Raw genomic sequence first — 15335 nt, 5'->3', positions numbered from 1 at the left:
ACACGGCGCAGCGAAGGATGCTGACACGTACCGTGCATCAAAGGACCATCTCATGCCTGTCGACCACAAAGCCGCCACCGACCGCCTCATGCGCTTCCTCGCCGTCGAGGGCGTCACCGGACAGGAGGCGGCGATCGGGCGTGAGCTCACCGCCGCGCTGAAGGAGAGCGGCGTCCCGGCCAAGGCGATCCGGCTCGACGACGCCAACACGCGCATTCCGGTGCCGACCGAGACCGGCAACCTCATCGTCGACCTGCCGGGCCGCGGCGCGCTGCACAACCAGCCGCGCATCATGTTCATGACCCACATGGACACCGTGCCGCTGTGCGCCGGCGCCAAGCCGAAGAAGTCCGGCCGCAAGATCGTCAACGAAGCCAAGACCGCGCTCGGCGGCGACAACCGCTGCGGCTGCGGCGTGCTGGTGACGCTGGCCGCCGAGCTCGCCAAGCAGAAGCTCGATCATCCGCCGATCACGCTTTTGTTCTGCGTGCGCGAGGAGAGCGGGCTCTATGGCGCGCGCCACGTCAAGCTGGGCGAGCTCGGCTCGCCGGTGATGGCGTTCAACTATGACGGCGGCTCGGCCTCCAACGTGATCATCGGCGCGGTCGGGGCCGACCGCTGGACCGTCGAGATCTTCGGCCGCGCCTCGCATGCCGGCGTTGCGCCCGAGCGCGGCATCTCCTCGACCATGATCATGGCGCTGGCACTCGCGGACGTGAAGGCCGGCGGCTGGTTCGGCAAGGTGGTGAAGGGCAAGCAGCAAGGGACGAGCAATATCGGCCCGGTCACCGGCGGCGAGGGCCGCCCCGCGGGCGATGCCACCAACGTCGTCACCGACTACGTGCATGTGCGCGGCGAAAGCCGCAGCCATGACGGAAAATTCTTCAAGGAGATCACCAAAGCCTACAAGGCCGCGTTCGAGAAGGCCGCCAAGAAGGTGACGAACGCGCAGGGCAAGTCCGGCAAGGTCAAGTTCAAGGCCGAGACCGACTATTATCCGTTCCGCATGAAGGACAACCTGCCGGTTGTCAAACGCGCGATCGAGGCGGTGTCCGCGGTCGGCGGCACTCCGAATGTCCGCGCCGCCAATGGCGGGCTGGATGCGAACTGGATGGTCCGCCACGGCGTTCCGACCGTAACCTTCGGTGCGGGGCAGAACGAGGCGCACACGGTGGACGAATGGATCAATCTCGACGAATACGACCGCGCCTGCGCACTGGCCTTGCAGCTTGCGACGATGCGGTGAGCCGCGTCGGATGAGCTCTGAGAGATCGTTTGTCGCCAATGACGGCACCGTCATTGGGTACCGGCAGCTCGGTTCAGGTCCCGGACTTGTGCTGCTCCATGGCGGGCTGCAGAGCGCAGCAAGCTTTGCCGACCTCGGAGCTGCGCTGGCTGACCGCTTTACTGCCATCATCCCGGACCGTCGAGGTCGGGGTCTGAGCGGCCCCTTCCGGCCCGATCACTGCATGGCGACCGAGATCCATGATCTCGGTCGGCTTCTCGCCGAGACAGGAGCCCGCAATGTGTTTGCACTCAGCTCCGGAGCGCTGGTTGCCTTGCACACCGCGCTTGTCAATCCGGCGATCTCACGCCTTGCCCTTTACGAGCCTCCGCTCGAGTTCGGCTCGGTCCAACCACGGTACTGGGCCTCGAACTACGAGGCGGCCCTGACAAAGGGAGACCTGGCCGCGGCCTATGTTGCCGTGGTCAAAGGCACCGGCGACAACGGGGTCATGACAAAGCTCCCCGCGCCTGTGCTGAGATCGTTCTTCGCCATGATGATGCGACTGCGTCGAGATTCAAGCGCGGGCGATCGCCCACCTCTGGCTACTCTCATCCCGCTGGTCCATTACGATATCGAGCTCATCAAGGAGATGGTCGGCGACCCCGATCGCTACAGGGGCCTGGGCACGAAAACGCTGCTTCTCGGTGGCGATCGCAGCCAGGGCTATCTCAAGGCCGGGGTCGATGCTCTCACTGCGATCCTGCCGAACGCGACACGAATTGAACTCAAGGGCACCGGCCACATCGCGGCAGACAACGAAGGCGATCCAGCCCGTGTCGCCGCAGAGCTGCGTCGTTTCTTCGCTTGAAGTCGCTCGCAGCGACCATCAGCATTGCCGCAAACGCGGTTGCCCGCTGGTGCCGAAGGCGTCCTGGCGAAGCTCGTGCCGTAGCGCAAGCCGTCATGCCCAGGCTTGTCCCGGGCATCCACGAACTTTGTGCGGCAAGCAAGACGTGGATGGCCGGGTCAAGCCCGGCCATGACGATATGACTGCACGCGAGCTATTCCGGGACGCTTGATGCGCGGCGCGGATAATCCGCTATGGTGACGGCAACCGACACCATTCGAGAGAGCCGCGCCTTGACACCCGAGCTGCACCAGAAACTGACCGCGTGGCGCCGCCATTTGCATGCCCATCCCGAACTGTCCCTCCAGGAGAAGGCGACCGCGGCCTTCGTGCAGGACAGGCTCACCGAGCTCGGCATTCCCTTCGAGGCCGGCGTCGGTGGACACGGCGTCGTCGCGACCTTGACGCGCGGGCACGCGCAGGGCCGCGTCGGCCTGCGCGCCGACATGGATGCGCTGCCGATCACCGAGGATACCGGCCTGCCCTACGCCTCAAAGACATCAGGCGTGATGCATGCCTGCGGCCATGACGGGCACACCGCCTCGCTGCTCGGCGCCGCGGCGCTGCTCGCCGCCGACACCAGCTGGAGCGGCACGGTCGATTTCATCTTCCAGCCGGCCGAGGAAGGCTATGGCGGCTCGCGCGCGATGGTCGGCGCCGGGCTGTTCGAGCGCTTTCCGATGGACCGGGTGTTCGGCTTCCACAACTGGCCGGGCCTTGCCGCCGGCACCATCGCGATCCATGACGGCGTCGTCATGGCCTCGGGCGGGCGCGTCACCATCACCATCGAGGGCCATGCCGGGCACGCCGGCATGCCACATCTGACGCGCGATCCGGTCATGGCGGCCGGCCATCTCATCGTGGCGCTGCAGTCGATCGTGTCGCGCAGCGTCGATCCGCTCGACACCGCCGTGCTGTCGCTCTGCACGATCGAAGGCGGCACCGCACCGAACCAGATCGCCGGACGCGTCACCATCCGCGGCACGCTGCGGTTTCACCGCGAGGCGGTCAAGGACGTCCTCCTCGCGCGGATCAGCGAGATCTGCGCCGGAATCGCCACGAGCTTTGGCGTCAAGGTCACGCCCGAGATCGTCATGGGCGTCGGCGTCGTGGTCAACACGCCTGATGAGGCGAGCCTTGCGCGCGCTGCCGCGGAGAAGGTGCAGGCCGAGGTCAGGCGCGACCTTGCGCCCAGCATGGCCGGCGAGGATTTCGCCCACTATCTCCAGCAGCGGCCCGGTGCCTTCGTCTGGATCGGCAACGGCGAACTGCGCGACGGCGCCGAGCTGCACGGCCCGCGCTATGATTTCAACGACGCAATCCTTCCCGTGGCATCCGGCTGGATGGCCGAGGTCGCCAAGACGGCGCTGGCGTCGAACTAGGAACGCCCCGTGGCTCCCCCGGACCGGTTGCGCTAGGATAGAGGCTCGTTCGAGCCCGCGAGATCCGGATGAATCGGCGCGAATTCGTTTCGGGATTGACGGCTGCGGCCGCGCTTGCCGGCGTGGCGCCGACGGCTGCAGCAGCGGAAGGCAGGCGGGTCGCGCTGGTCATCGGCAACGGCGCCTACGGCAACGTTCCCGCGCTGCTCAATCCGCCGAACGACGCGAGCGACATCGCTGCGGCGCTGAAGCGGCTAGGCTTCACCGTGTCCCTGGCCACGAACGCCAACTTCGATGAGATGCGCCGCGGCCTGATCGCATTGGGGCGCGACGCCGCCGGCGCCGACATGGCGGCCGTGTATTTCGCCGGCCATGGCATGGAGATCAACGGCGAGAACTGGCTGATCCCGACCGACGCAGCGCTGAAGCGCGACACGGACGCGGCGAATGAAGCCATCAGCCTGCAAAGCGTGATGTTGCAGGTGTCCAATACCACGAACCTCGGCCTCGTCATCCTCGACGCCTGCCGCGACAATCCTTTTGCCGTCAGGATGAGCCGCTCGCTCGCCACACGGGCGGCCACGATGGGCGGGCTCGGCCGCATCGAGCCCACCGGTAACGTTCTCGTCGCCTATGCCGCGCGCGACGGCACCACGGCGCTTGACGGGGACGCGCGCAACAGCCCGTTTGCAGCGGCGCTCCTGCGCAACATCGAGGCGCCTGGTGTCGAGGTTACCTTCATGTTCCGCAATGTCCGGGACGACGTGATGGAGGCGACCCGCAACAGGCAGCAGCCGATCGTCTATGGTTCGCTGTCACGCAAGGCGATCTACCTTGCTGGCCCGCCGCCCGCCGGTGCCGACGGTGCGGCGCTTCCGGCCGTCGTCTCTCCTGCTGCGCCGCGCGGGCCGTCGTCGACGATTGATCCCGCGCTGGTCGGCACCTGGGAAATCATGGTGCCCAATGGCCGCGGCCAGTCGCGCTGGATCTGGGAGATCATGGGCGACGGTACCTACAGGTTCCACGCCGAGCCGCAGCGCTCGGCTCGTTCGCACGAAGGCACGATCACTGCCGCGAACGGCCGCTGGACGTTGCGTGCCCTCAGGGGCCTGTCAGGCTACAGCGACGGTGGCGCATACGAGATCCGCGATGCGCTGGCTGTGATCACAGGCAAGCTCGGCACCGGCGCCTGGAAACGCAGCGCCGAATAGAGGCGCCTCGGCTGGTGCCCATGCCTTCTCGGAAACAGTCGGGATCTCAATGTCCGTCACTTACTTCGCCGCGTCCATCCATATCCCCGGCTCTGAATGCTCGCGGATGTGGGTGACGAGGAAGTCGGAAAAGGCCCTGATCTTGGCCGGCAGCCCGGCACGGTTCTGGTAGGCGATGTTCATGGTGAGCAGAGGCAGCTCCCAGTCCAGCAGGACCGGGACCAGACGGCCCGCCGCGATATCGCTCTGGACGATGTAGAGCGGCTGGATGAGGATGCCGAGCCCCGCCAGCGCCGCGCCGCGGATGACCTGGCCGTCATTGCTGTCGAGCGTCGGCGTGATGCGCACCGTCTGTGCGCCATTGCCTTTGCGCAGGCGCAGCGAATAGGGATCGTTCGCCAGATTGTAGACGAGCATGTTGTGGCGCGCGAGATCGGCGGGCTGTTCGAGCTCGCCTGCGCTTGCGAGATAGGAGGGTGCGGCTGCCAGCACGCGGCGCATCTGGCCGATACGGCGGACGATGATGTTCGAATCCGGCTCCTGCTCGCGCGTGCGGATCGCCACGTCGATGCCCGCCTCGATGAAATCAGGATAGCGGTTGGCGGTGGTGATCTGCATGTTGAGCTTCGGATAGCGCGCGCGGAACGCCGGCAGCATCGGTGCGAGATAGATCACCGCAAAGGACAGCGAGCTCGTGACCCGCAGCATGCCCTGCGGCGATAGCGCGCGATCGCTGACGATGTCCTCGGCTTCCGCCAGTTCGCTCAGCACCCGGCTGGACCGCTCCAGCAGCTCCTGCCCCGCCTCCGTCAGCCACAAGCGGCGCGTGTTGCGCTCGATCAGGCGAACGGCGAGGCGCTCCTCGAGCGCGCTGAGATAGCGGCTCGCGGCCGCATTCGACATGCGCAAGGCCTCGGCGGCCTTGGACAGGCTGCCGAGCTCGGCCGTCTTGGCGAACACCTCGAGTTGCAGCAGGCGATCCATTTTTCCACTTTCAGGAAAAGAGACTTACAATTATTGGCCTTTATTTCCGTATCCCGCAAGCCAAAATGGGCCCAACACAAGCAAGATAGCAGGCGAGGAAACTGGGAAATGTCGGGCCCGATCAGGCACATCGTGATGTGGCGGCTGCGCGGGGAGACCGCCGAGGAGCGGTCCGCCGCCCGGGCCAAGGTCAAGACCCTGTTCGAGGGCCTGCGCGGCCGGATCGACGGCCTCACCCACATCGAGGTCGGCGTCGACGTCAGCGCTGTCGATTACGCCTGCGACGTCGTGCTGTTCTCCGAATTCACCAACCAGGCCGCGCTGGCGGCCTATGCCACCCACCCGGAGCACCTGCGCGTGCGCGAGGCGCTCGGCGACTTGCGGATCGGCCGCTTTCAGGTCGATTATCCCATCAAAGAGACCGGCGCATGATCGGTTCGTTCACCTTCGAAAACCTGCCTTGCCGCGTCGTGTTCGGCAGCGGAACCTTGGCCAGCGCCAAGGCCGAGGTGGAGCGGCTCGGCGGCAAGCGCGCACTGGTGCTGACGACGCCGCAGCAAGAGGCCCAGGGCAAGAGCCTGGGCGCAGCGCTCGGCCCGCTCTATGCCGGCATCTTTCCGGGCGCGACCATGCATACGCCGGTTGACGTCACCGAGCGGGCGCTCGTGGCGATGAAGGCGTGCGATGCCGACTGCGTCGTCTCGCTCGGCGGCGGCTCGACCACCGGCCTCGGCAAGGCCCTCGCCTTGCGCACCGGCGTCAATCAGCTCTGCATCCCCACCACCTATGCCGGCTCGGAGATGACGCCGATCGTCGGCCAGACCGAAAACGGCCTGAAGACCACGGTGCGCGATGCGGCCGTGCTGCCGGAGACCGTGATCTACGATGTCGATCTCACCCTGACTTTGCCGGCGAGCCTCGCCGCAACATCCGGCATCAACGCGATCGCGCATGCGGTGGAAGCGCTTTACGCGCGCGATACCAATCCCGTGACGTCGCTGATGGCGGAAGAAGGCATTCGCGCGCTCGCGCGTGCCCTGCCCGCCATTGCCGCAAAGAGCGATGACCGCGAGGCCCGCAGCGAGGCGCTCTATGGCGCCTGGCTGTGCGGCGTCTGCCTCGGCACCGTCGGCATGGCGCTGCATCACAAGCTCTGCCACACGCTCGGCGGCACCTTCGATCTGCCGCACGCCGAGACGCACACCATCGTTCTGCCGCACGCGCTGGCCTACAACGCCCCCGCCGTGCCCGAGGCGATGGCGCGCGTCGCGCGCGCGATCGGCGCCGCCGATGCGTCGCAGGGACTTTACGACCTCGCAAAGCGGCTGGGTGCAAAGCTGGCGCTGCGCGACGTCGGCATGCCCGCGAGCGGCATCGACAAGGCGGCTGATCTCGCCGTCACCAACGCCTACTGGAATCCGCGGCCGCTCGAGCGGGGCGCCATCCGCGACCTGATCGCGCGCGCCTGGGCCGGCGAGCCGCCTGTTACTGTCAAAGCGGTGGCTTGAAGCGATGCGGCGCACGCTGATCAGATCCGCCACAATCATCAGCATGGATGATGCGATTGGCGACCTCAGCACCGGCGATTTGCTGGTCGAGGGCGGCCGTATCCTCGATGTGCGGCCATCGATCGACCTCGGCAGCGGCGCGGCCGAGACCGAGATCGTCGATGGCGCCGGGCGCATCGTCATCCCCGGTCTCGTCAACGCGCATATGCACACCTGGCAGACGGGCTTGCGCGGCTATGCCGCGAACTGGACGCTGCTGGAATATTTCCGCCGCATGCATGCCGGGCTCGCGACCGTGTTCCGGCCCGACGACATCTACATCGCCACGCTGGTCGGCGCGCTGAACCAGATCAATTGCGGCACCACCACGCTGGTTGACTGGTGCCACAACAATCCGACGCCCGATCATACCGATGCCGCGGTGCGCGGCCTGATCGAGAGCGGCATCCGCGCCGCGTTCTTCCACGGCTCGCCGAAACCGGAGCCGAAGCCGGGCGAGCCGCATTTCTCGGAGATCCCGCATCCGCGCCGCGAGGTCGAGCGGCTGCTCGCCGGCCCCCTCGCCGATCGCGACGGCCTCGTCACGCTCGGGCTCGCGATTCTCGGACCGCACTATTCGACGCTCGACGTCGCCATGCACGATTTCCGCCTGGCGCGGGAGCTCAAGTTGATCGCCTCGATGCACCAGGGCGGCGGGCCGGCCAAGACGCCGGATGGCTGGGAGAAGCTGATCGCGGCCGGCCTCGTCGGCGCCGGAATCAACATCGTCCATGGCAACGATCTGCCCGATGAACTCCTCGACCGGATGGTCGACCTCGGCGTGTCGTTCTCGGTGACGCCCGAGAACGAGATGATCCAGGGCCACGGCTTTCCGATCACCGGACGGCTGCTCAAGCGCGGCGTGCGGCCGACGATCGGCATTGATCTGGAATCCGTGCTGGCCGGCGATCTCTTCTCCGCCGCGCGCGTTGCGCTGTCGATGCAGCGGGCGCTCGACAATGCGGAATCGCGCCGGGACAGCGGCACCATTCCGGCGACCACCACGATTCCCGTGCGCGAAGCGCTGCGCTGGATCACGACGGAAGGCGCGCGCATGCTCGGCCGCGAGAGCCAGATCGGATCGCTGACGCCGGGCAAGCTGGCCGACCTCGTCATCATCAACGCATCCGATCTCAACCTCTTTCCGGTGCACGACCCCGTCGCGACCGTCGTGATGCAGACGAGTCTCGCCAACATCGAGGCCGTCATGATCGGCGGCGCATGGAGGAGGCGGAACGGCCGGCTGCTGGTCGAGGGGCTGGAGACGAAGAAGGAACTGCTGGCGCTATCCGGCCGGCGGCTGGTGCAGGACATCGAACGACAGGGACGCGCCGCCTGAAGGCGCCAATGGACACCAACAATGACTGACGCTGCAAAAAATGTCGCTTTCATCGGGATCGGCAAGATGGGCCTGCCGATGTCGGTGCTCGTCGCCAAGGCCGGTTATGCCGTCACCGCGTTCGATCAGAGCGCGGCACGGGTCAACGAGGCACGCACCCAGGGCATTTCGATTGCCGCCTCGCCGGCCGAGGCCGTGAGCGGCAAGGCGGCTGTTATCACGTCGTTGCCGGATGACGCCGCCTTGCGCGGCGCGCTGCTCGGCCCCGCCGGCCTCATCGCCGCGATGGCACCGGGAGCCGTTCTGATCGAGACCAGCACCGTGAGCGTCGAGGCCTCCACCGAAGTTGCGGCCACCGCGCAAGCCCGCGGCGTCGCCTATCTGCGCGCACCGGTCTCCGGCAATGCCAGCATCGTTCACACCGGCGCGCTGACCTGCTTCGTCTCCGGGCCGAAGGACGCCTTCGACAGCGCAAAGCCGCTGTTCTCGGCCTTCACCCGCGCCCAGACCTATCTCGGACCAGCCGAGGAAGCGCGCTACGCCAAGCTCGCGGTCAATCTGATGATCGCGGTGTCGGCCGCGATGATGGCGGAGAGCTTGGCGCTGGCGCGCAAGGGCGGCATCGCCTGGCAGGACATTTTGAAGGTGCTCGACGACAGCGCGGTGGCTTCACCGATGGTGAAGTACAAGACCGCACCGCTGCGGACGCGCGACTTCGAGTCCACCTTCTCCTGCAAGCAGATGGCCAAGGACCTCGATCTCATCCTCGGCGCCGGCCACGCCGTCGGCGTGCCGCTGCAGCTCGCGGCGCAAGTGCGCGAGACCTATGGGGCGCTGGTGGCGCAGGGCGACGGCGAGGCCGACTTCATCGCGACCGTCAAGCATCTCGAGCGGCTGTCCGGCCTCGGCGAACCGAAGCTCTGATCAACGGAGACACCCATGCGCAACTTCAACGAGACCACGATCACGGACGCGGTGCTGGAGCGGATCGCAGGCGCAACCGATCCGCGCATCAAGGAGGTCAGCGAGGCGCTGGTGCGCCACCTCCATGCCTTCGTCCGCGAGGTCCGCCCGACCCAGAAGGAATGGGAATACGGCATCGACTTCCTGACCCGCACCGGCCACATGTGCGACGACAAGCGCCAGGAGTTCATCCTGCTGTCGGATACGCTCGGCGTCTCCATGCTGGTCGACGCGATCAACCATCCGGTGCCGGAAGGCGCGACCGAGACCACGGTGCTCGGCCCCTTCTTCGTCCAGGCCGCACCGGAAAAGGACAGCGGCGCCGACATCTCGGGTCCGATGGAAGGCGACCCCATGCTGGTCACCGGCTCGGTCTCGACCGTCGACGGACGGCCGCTCGCGGGCGCGATCGTCGACGTCTGGCATTCCGACGATGACGGCTATTACGACGTGCAGCAGCTCGACGACATCGGCGATCTCGCGATGCGCGCGCGCTTCCACACCGACGCCAACGGCCGCTTCCATTTCTGGTCGATCAAGCCGGCCGCCTATCCGATTCCGCATGACGGGCCGGTCGGCGAGATGCTGGAGGTGCAGGGCCGCCATCCCTGGCGTCCGGCGCACGTGCATTTCATGATCTCAGCGCCGGGCTTCGAGCAGCTCGTGACCCACGTGTTCGTCGCCGGCGACCAATATCTCGACAGCGACGTGGTGTTCGGCGTCAAGGACAGCCTGATCCGCGAGTTCGTCCGTCACCCGGCGGGGCGTGCGCCGGATGGTCGCATGGTGGACAGCGAGTATTTTCATCTCAACTACGATTTCGGCCTGAAGCAGGTTGCGAGCAGCGCAAGAGCCGCCTAAGCCGAACCACAACGCAGCGGACCGGCAAGAGTCCGTCATCGGGGCAGACAGGGAGCAAGGATGGGACCGCGGGTCAGCACAGTGGCTTTGGCCGATCGCCTCACGGGCATGATCGGCCCGCGCGCGAGCGTCGCGCGCGGCGTGCTCGATCAGCACGGCCAGAGCGAGTCGCATTACCGCAACCTGCCGCCTGACATCGTCGTCTTCCCCGAAACCACGCAGGAAGTGGTCGAGATCGTCAAGCTGTGCGCTGCCGCGGGCATGCCGATCGTCCCGTTCGGCGCCGGGACCTCGCTCGAGGGCAATGCGGCCTCGGTCGCCGGCGGCGTCTGCTTCGACTTCGCCCGCATGAACAAGGTGCTGGCGGTGCACGACAGCGATATGGATGTCGTGGTGCAGCCCGGCATCACGCGAAAGCAGCTCAACGCGGAGCTGCGCGGCACCGGTCTCTTCTTCCCGATCGATCCGGGCGCCGACGCCTCGATCGGCGGCATGACATCGACGAGAGCCTCCGGCACCATGGCGGTGCGCTACGGCACCATGAAGGACAATGTCATGGCGCTGGAGGTGGTGCTGGCCGACGGCCGCGTGATCCGCACCGCCAGGCGCGCGCGCAAGTCGGCCGCCGGCTACGACCTGACGCGCATGTTCGTCGGCGCGGAAGGCACGCTCGGGCTCATCACCGAGATCACGCTGAAGGTACATCCCGTGCCGCAGGCGATCTCGGCCGCGGTTTGCAGCTTCGACACCCTGCATGATGCCGTGGACACCGCGATCTCCGTGATCCAGTCCGCGATCCCCGTGGCGCGTATCGAGCTGCTCGACGACGTCATGATGCGCGGCATCAATGCCTACGCAAAGCTCGGCTATCGCGAGGCCCCGACCCTGTTCTTCGAATTCCACGGCTCGGAGGCCTCTGTCGCCGAGCAGGCCGAGGCCGCAGAGGCGATCGCCTCCGACCATGGCGGCCATGGCTTTGCCTGGGCCAAGGCGCAGGAAGACCGCAGCCGGCTCTGGCACGCCCGTGACAACACGCTCTATGCGGGCCTGGGCCTCCGGCCCGGCGCACGTGCCGTGATCACCGATGTCTGCGTGCCGATCTCGCGGCTGGCGGAATGCCTGACCGAGACGCGGCGCGACGCGGACGAGCACGGTTTCACCGCGCCGATCGTCGGCCATGTCGGCGACGGCAATTTCCACATGCTGATCCTGATCGATCCGGCAAAGCCGGAGGAGAGCGAAGGCGCCAAGGCGCTCCAGGCTCGCATGGTCGCCCGCGCCATCGCCATGGACGGCACCTGCACCGGCGAGCACGGCATCGGGCTCGGCAAGATCGATTATCTCGCCGATGAGCTCGGCGAGGCCGTGGACGTGATGCGATCGATCAAGACCGCGCTCGACCCCAACGGCCTGATGAATCCCGGAAAGATCTTTGCGAGCGGAGCCAAGGCATGAGCGACGCGCTTCCGATCGAGGTCACCTCGCCCACGCCACTGCTCGAGCTGCGCGGCGTCAGCAAGGAGTTTCCCGGAGTCAAGGCACTCGATGACGTGTCCTTTGCCGTCTTCCCCGGCGAAGTCCACATGCTGCTCGGAGAGAACGGCGCCGGCAAGTCGAGCCTGATGAAGGTGCTGTGCGGCGCCTACAGCGCCGATGCCGGCGAGTTCTACTACAAGGGCGAGAAGGTCGCGATCGGCTCGGCCGCTGATGCGCAGAAGCTCGGCATTGCCGTGATCTTCCAGGAATTCTCGCTGGTCCCCCATCTCGACATCGCCCAGAACATCTTCCTCGGCCGCGAGCCGAAGGGGCGCATCCCCGGCAGCATCGATCGGCGCAAGATCCTCGCCGACGCCAAGCGCGTGCTCGGCACGATCGGCTTCGACATCGACCCCTCCACCGTCGTCGACAAGCTGGGGGTGGCGCAGCAGCAGATGGTCGAGATCGCCAAGGCGATCAGCCAGAACGCGCGCATCCTCGTCATGGACGAGCCGACCGCGGCGCTGTCCGACCGCGAGACCGAGCTGTTGTTCGCGCTGATCGCGCGGCTGAAAGCCGACGGCGTGTCCATCGTCTATATCTCGCACCGCATGGCGGAGGTGTTCGCGCTCGGCGATCGCATCACGGTGCTGCGCGACGGCCGTCGCATCGACGGCGTCCGTCCCGCCGACGTCACGCCGGACCAGCTCGTCCGCATGATGGTCGGCCGCACCGTGGACATGACCTATCCGCGCAATTTTGCCGACAAGCCCGGCGAGCTGCTGCTGGAGGTCAAGGGCCTGAGCTCGTCGACCGGCATCTCCGACATCAACATCGAGGTGCGCCGGGGCGAGATCGTCGGCCTGTGCGGCCTGGTCGGCTCCGGCCGCAGCGAGGTCGCGCGCGCCATCTTCGGCGCCGATCCCGTCAGCGCCGGCGAGATCATTTTCGACGGCAAGACCATTTCCGGCGAGCCTGATCTCGCCGCCCGCCGCGGCATCGCGTTGATCCCGGAGAGCCGCAAGAGCGAAGGCCTCGCGCTGCTGCGGTCCGTAAGTGACAATCTGGTGGTGTCGGCGCTGCGAAAACTGTTCCCGAGCGGATTGTTCGACCAGCGTTCGGCGCAGCGCACCTCCGACGGCCTGATCCGGCAGCTGAGGATCGCGACGCCCAGCGCGCGCCAGACGGTCGGCCTGCTCTCGGGCGGCAACCAGCAGAAGGTCGTGATCGGCAAGTGGCTGGCGGCCGGCTCGAAGCTCTTCATCTTCGACGAGCCGACCCGGGGCATCGACATCGGCGCCAAGTCCGAGATCTTTGCGCTGATCGACCGCCTGGTCGCCGAAGGCGCCGCCGCCCTGATGATCTCGTCCGAACAGGTCGAGATCTGCCATGTCTGCGACCGTGCCTATGTGATGCGCGAAGGGCGCATCGCCGGGCACCTGACACGCAACGAATTGACCGAGGAGAACATCGTGCGACTGGGGATGCATCATGCGTGAAGCCGCGGTCGTTTCCGAGCCCAATCCGCTGCAACGCATTCCCGGCGTTGCCATCGTGCTGGTGCTGCTGATCGCGCTGTTCAGCGCGATCGCACCCGGCTTCCTGTCGGTCGCCAACCTCTCCAACGTGCTGGTGCAGTCGACCATCCTGACCATGCTCGCACTGCCGATGACCCTGATCATCATGACCGAGGGGCTCGACCTGTCGATGGGCGCGGTGCTGACGCTGACCTCGCTCTGCGTCGCGATCGTGTCGCTCGCGACCAAGTCGATGCTGCTGGGCCTCGGCGCCGGCCTGCTGGTCGGCGCAGCCTTCGGCACCGTCAACGGCTGGCTGGTTGCGATCCTCGGCATCCCGCCCTTCGTGGCGACGCTCGGCACGCTCGGCATGGCGCAGGGCCTGTCGCTGATCGTCAGCGACGGCCAGAGCGTGGTCGGCATCCCCCACAGCGTGCGCGACATCTATTCGGCGACGCTGCTGGGCGTTCCCGTGCCGATCGTGATGGCGCTGGTGACTTATGCGGTCTTTCACGGCCTGCTCTATCACACCCGCTTCGGTACCTACATCTTCGCGCTCGGCGGCAACCGTGAGGCGCTGCGCTATGCCGGCCTCTCGCCGAACCGGCTCTTGATCGCGGTCTATGCGATCGGCGGCGCCATGGCCGGTATCGCGGGCCTGTTGATGACCGCGCGGATGAATTCAGGTCATCCGACCGCGGGCCTCGGGCTCGAATTCGACGCCATCGCCGCGGTCGCGGTCGGCGGCACCTCGTTCGAGCGCGGCAATGGCTGGCTGCTCGGCACGTTGCTCGGCGTGATCGCGGTCGGCGTGCTTCGCAATGGGCTCAACCTGATCTCGATGCCCTCCTCGGTGCAGGTCGCAAGCGTCGGCGTCCTCGTCATCGTCGCCCTGTTCCTCGACGGCCTCAGGAGCCGCGCATGACCGACATCAGCAAAGAGGCGATCGTGCCGCCGCGCTCCTTCCTGTCGCAGGACGCGATCCAGGTGTTCTACCGGCTGCTCGCGGCGCTGCTGATCTGCGCAGTGCTGGCCGTGCTCAGCGATTCCTTCCTGAGCCTCGGCAACATCCTCAACGTGCTCAGGCAGGCGAGCCTGACCTTCTTCATCGCCTCGGGCCTGACGCTGGTCGTGCTCACGGCCGGCCTCGATCTCTCCGTCGGCGCCAATGTCGCGCTGTCGGCCTGTATCGCCGGGACCGTGATCCACAAGACCGGCTCACCGGCGCTCGGCATCCTCACGGGCCTTGCCTGCGGCGGCATCGTCGGCCTGCTCAACGGCGTCATGGTCACCGCGCTGCGCATCCCCTCCTTCATCGCCACCTATGGCATGCTCTGGGTGCTGAACGGCCTCACCTACTGGTACATGGCGGGCGAGACCCTTCACGGTTTTCCGGCCGGCTTCCGCCAGATCGGCAGCGGCTATCTGTTCGGCCTGCCGATCCCGGTTTACCTGCTGCTGGTCTTCCTCGGCATCGGAACGCTGTTTGCCCAGCGCACGATCTGGGGCCAGGAGATTTATGCGATCGGCGCCAATCCGGTCGCGGCCAGGCTCTCGGGCATCCCGGTCGCGCGCCGCCTGCTGCTGGTCTATGCCGTCTCCGGCACCATGGCCGGCCTTGCCTCGATCATCTTCCTGTCGCGGCTCAATTCGGCCGAGGCCGACATCGGCGAGAGCCTGACGCTGCCCGCGATCGCGGCCGTGCTGATCGGCGGCACCTCGCTGTTCGGCGGCGTCGGCACCGTGTTCGGCACTTTTATTGGCGCGCTGATCCTGACGCTGGTGCTGAACGGCATGAACCTGCTCTCGGTCAGCGCCAACTGGCAGCCGCTCGTGACCGGCATCATCGTCATTCTCGCGGTCTGGCTCGACATGAAGACCCGCCGCCGCGCGCAATGAGTTCCTAGAGTTCCAACAAGC

14 protein-coding genes are annotated in these 15335 nt (G+C 66.7%); 13 read left to right on the top strand and 1 reads right to left on the bottom strand.

Translation table 11 applies throughout. From position 1 onward, the window contains the following. Positions 1–52 precede the first annotated feature (52 nt). The 4 genes from XI08_RS33940 to XI08_RS33925 all read left to right on the top strand — a co-directional run bounded on the left by XI08_RS33940 (position 53) and on the right by XI08_RS33925 (position 4728). On the top strand, positions 53–1246 hold the full coding sequence (locus XI08_RS33940; protein ID WP_271577736.1) for a M20/M25/M40 family metallo-hydrolase: 1194 nt from the start codon (positions 53–55) through the stop codon (positions 1244–1246). Between the two features lie 10 nt (positions 1247–1256). Beyond that, a complete protein-coding gene (locus tag XI08_RS33935; RefSeq protein ID WP_271577735.1) occupies positions 1257–2096 on the top strand; it encodes an alpha/beta fold hydrolase in 840 nt (279 codons plus the stop codon). Positions 2097–2368: 272 nt separating this feature from the next. Beyond that, entirely contained in the window at positions 2369–3517 is a 1149-nt protein-coding gene (locus XI08_RS33930; protein WP_271577788.1) for an amidohydrolase, read from the top strand. A gap of 68 nt (positions 3518–3585) precedes the next feature. Then, on the top strand, positions 3586–4728 hold the full coding sequence (locus tag XI08_RS33925) for a caspase family protein (RefSeq protein ID WP_271577734.1): 1143 nt from the start codon (positions 3586–3588) through the stop codon (positions 4726–4728). A 60-nt stretch (positions 4729–4788) separates the two neighbouring features. On the opposite strand, the gene XI08_RS33920 is transcribed toward XI08_RS33925, so the two are convergent. Further along, entirely contained in the window at positions 4789–5712 is a 924-nt protein-coding gene (locus XI08_RS33920; protein ID WP_027546397.1) for a LysR family transcriptional regulator, read from the bottom strand. A gap of 108 nt (positions 5713–5820) precedes the next feature. Between XI08_RS33920 and XI08_RS33915 the strand changes: the two genes are divergently transcribed. The 9 genes from XI08_RS33915 to XI08_RS33875 are packed head-to-tail and all read left to right on the top strand — an operon-like array spanning position 5821 to position 15314. After that, positions 5821–6144 (top strand): Dabb family protein, encoded by a 324-nt coding sequence (locus tag XI08_RS33915; RefSeq protein ID WP_271577733.1) that lies wholly within the window; start codon positions 5821–5823, stop codon positions 6142–6144. Continuing rightward, complete coding sequence (locus XI08_RS33910) at positions 6141–7220, top strand: maleylacetate reductase (protein WP_271577732.1); 1080 nt, start codon at positions 6141–6143, stop codon at positions 7218–7220. Before XI08_RS33915 ends, XI08_RS33910 begins: the two co-directional genes overlap by 4 nt. A 4-nt stretch (positions 7221–7224) precedes the next feature. Then, entirely contained in the window at positions 7225–8598 is a 1374-nt protein-coding gene (locus XI08_RS33905; protein WP_271577731.1) for an amidohydrolase family protein, read from the top strand. A gap of 21 nt (positions 8599–8619) precedes the next feature. Further along, positions 8620–9522 carry an NAD(P)-dependent oxidoreductase gene (locus XI08_RS33900; RefSeq protein ID WP_271577730.1) on the top strand — a complete coding sequence of 301 codons (903 nt, stop codon included), beginning with the start codon at positions 8620–8622 and terminating at the stop codon, positions 9520–9522. 15 nt (positions 9523–9537) lie between these two features. Then, positions 9538–10422, top strand: a complete 885-nt coding sequence (locus XI08_RS33895) for an intradiol ring-cleavage dioxygenase (RefSeq protein WP_271577729.1) — start codon at positions 9538–9540, stop codon at positions 10420–10422. A gap of 60 nt (positions 10423–10482) precedes the next feature. Further along, a complete protein-coding gene (locus XI08_RS33890) occupies positions 10483–11877 on the top strand; it encodes an FAD-linked oxidase C-terminal domain-containing protein (protein ID WP_271577728.1) in 1395 nt (464 codons plus the stop codon). Beyond that, entirely contained in the window at positions 11874–13397 is a 1524-nt protein-coding gene (locus XI08_RS33885) for a sugar ABC transporter ATP-binding protein (protein WP_271577727.1), read from the top strand. The genes XI08_RS33890 and XI08_RS33885 overlap by 4 nt, the downstream gene beginning before the upstream one ends. After that, positions 13390–14340 carry an ABC transporter permease gene (locus XI08_RS33880; protein WP_027546405.1) on the top strand — a complete coding sequence of 317 codons (951 nt, stop codon included), beginning with the start codon at positions 13390–13392 and terminating at the stop codon, positions 14338–14340. Before XI08_RS33885 ends, XI08_RS33880 begins: the two co-directional genes overlap by 8 nt. Then, entirely contained in the window at positions 14337–15314 is a 978-nt protein-coding gene (locus tag XI08_RS33875) for an ABC transporter permease (RefSeq protein ID WP_027546406.1), read from the top strand. Before XI08_RS33880 ends, XI08_RS33875 begins: the two co-directional genes overlap by 4 nt. The last annotated feature ends 21 nt before the right edge of the window (positions 15315–15335 follow it).

It is taken from the genome of Bradyrhizobium sp. CCBAU 11361 (assembly GCF_028128935.1).
GTDB classification, from domain to species: Bacteria; Pseudomonadota; Alphaproteobacteria; order Rhizobiales; family Xanthobacteraceae; genus Bradyrhizobium; species Bradyrhizobium niftali.
The sequence above is the reverse complement of the archived record's forward strand: the minus strand, read 5'-3'. Positions and strand labels throughout refer to the sequence as shown.

What these genes read in the sequence shown, in the direction of transcription:
- XI08_RS33940 (WP_271577736.1), top strand. Translation starts at nt 53, where the DNA reads ATGCCTGTCGACCACAAAGCCGCCACCGACCGCCTCATGCGCTTCCTC.
- XI08_RS33935 (WP_271577735.1), top strand. Translation starts at nt 1,257, where the DNA reads ATGAGCTCTGAGAGATCGTTTGTCGCCAATGACGGCACCGTCATTGGG.
- XI08_RS33925 (WP_271577734.1), top strand. Translation starts at nt 3,586, where the DNA reads ATGAATCGGCGCGAATTCGTTTCGGGATTGACGGCTGCGGCCGCGCTT.
- XI08_RS33920 (WP_027546397.1), bottom strand. Translation starts at nt 5,712, where the DNA reads ATGGATCGCCTGCTGCAACTCGAGGTGTTCGCCAAGACGGCCGAGCTC.
- XI08_RS33915 (WP_271577733.1), top strand. Translation starts at nt 5,821, where the DNA reads ATGTCGGGCCCGATCAGGCACATCGTGATGTGGCGGCTGCGCGGGGAG.
- XI08_RS33910 (WP_271577732.1), top strand. Translation starts at nt 6,141, where the DNA reads ATGATCGGTTCGTTCACCTTCGAAAACCTGCCTTGCCGCGTCGTGTTC.
- XI08_RS33905 (WP_271577731.1), top strand. Translation starts at nt 7,225, where the DNA reads ATGCGGCGCACGCTGATCAGATCCGCCACAATCATCAGCATGGATGAT.
- XI08_RS33900 (WP_271577730.1), top strand. Translation starts at nt 8,620, where the DNA reads ATGACTGACGCTGCAAAAAATGTCGCTTTCATCGGGATCGGCAAGATG.
- XI08_RS33895 (WP_271577729.1), top strand. Translation starts at nt 9,538, where the DNA reads ATGCGCAACTTCAACGAGACCACGATCACGGACGCGGTGCTGGAGCGG.
- XI08_RS33890 (WP_271577728.1), top strand. Translation starts at nt 10,483, where the DNA reads ATGGGACCGCGGGTCAGCACAGTGGCTTTGGCCGATCGCCTCACGGGC.
- XI08_RS33885 (WP_271577727.1), top strand. Translation starts at nt 11,874, where the DNA reads ATGAGCGACGCGCTTCCGATCGAGGTCACCTCGCCCACGCCACTGCTC.
- XI08_RS33880 (WP_027546405.1), top strand. Translation starts at nt 13,390, where the DNA reads ATGCGTGAAGCCGCGGTCGTTTCCGAGCCCAATCCGCTGCAACGCATT.
- XI08_RS33875 (WP_027546406.1), top strand. Translation starts at nt 14,337, where the DNA reads ATGACCGACATCAGCAAAGAGGCGATCGTGCCGCCGCGCTCCTTCCTG.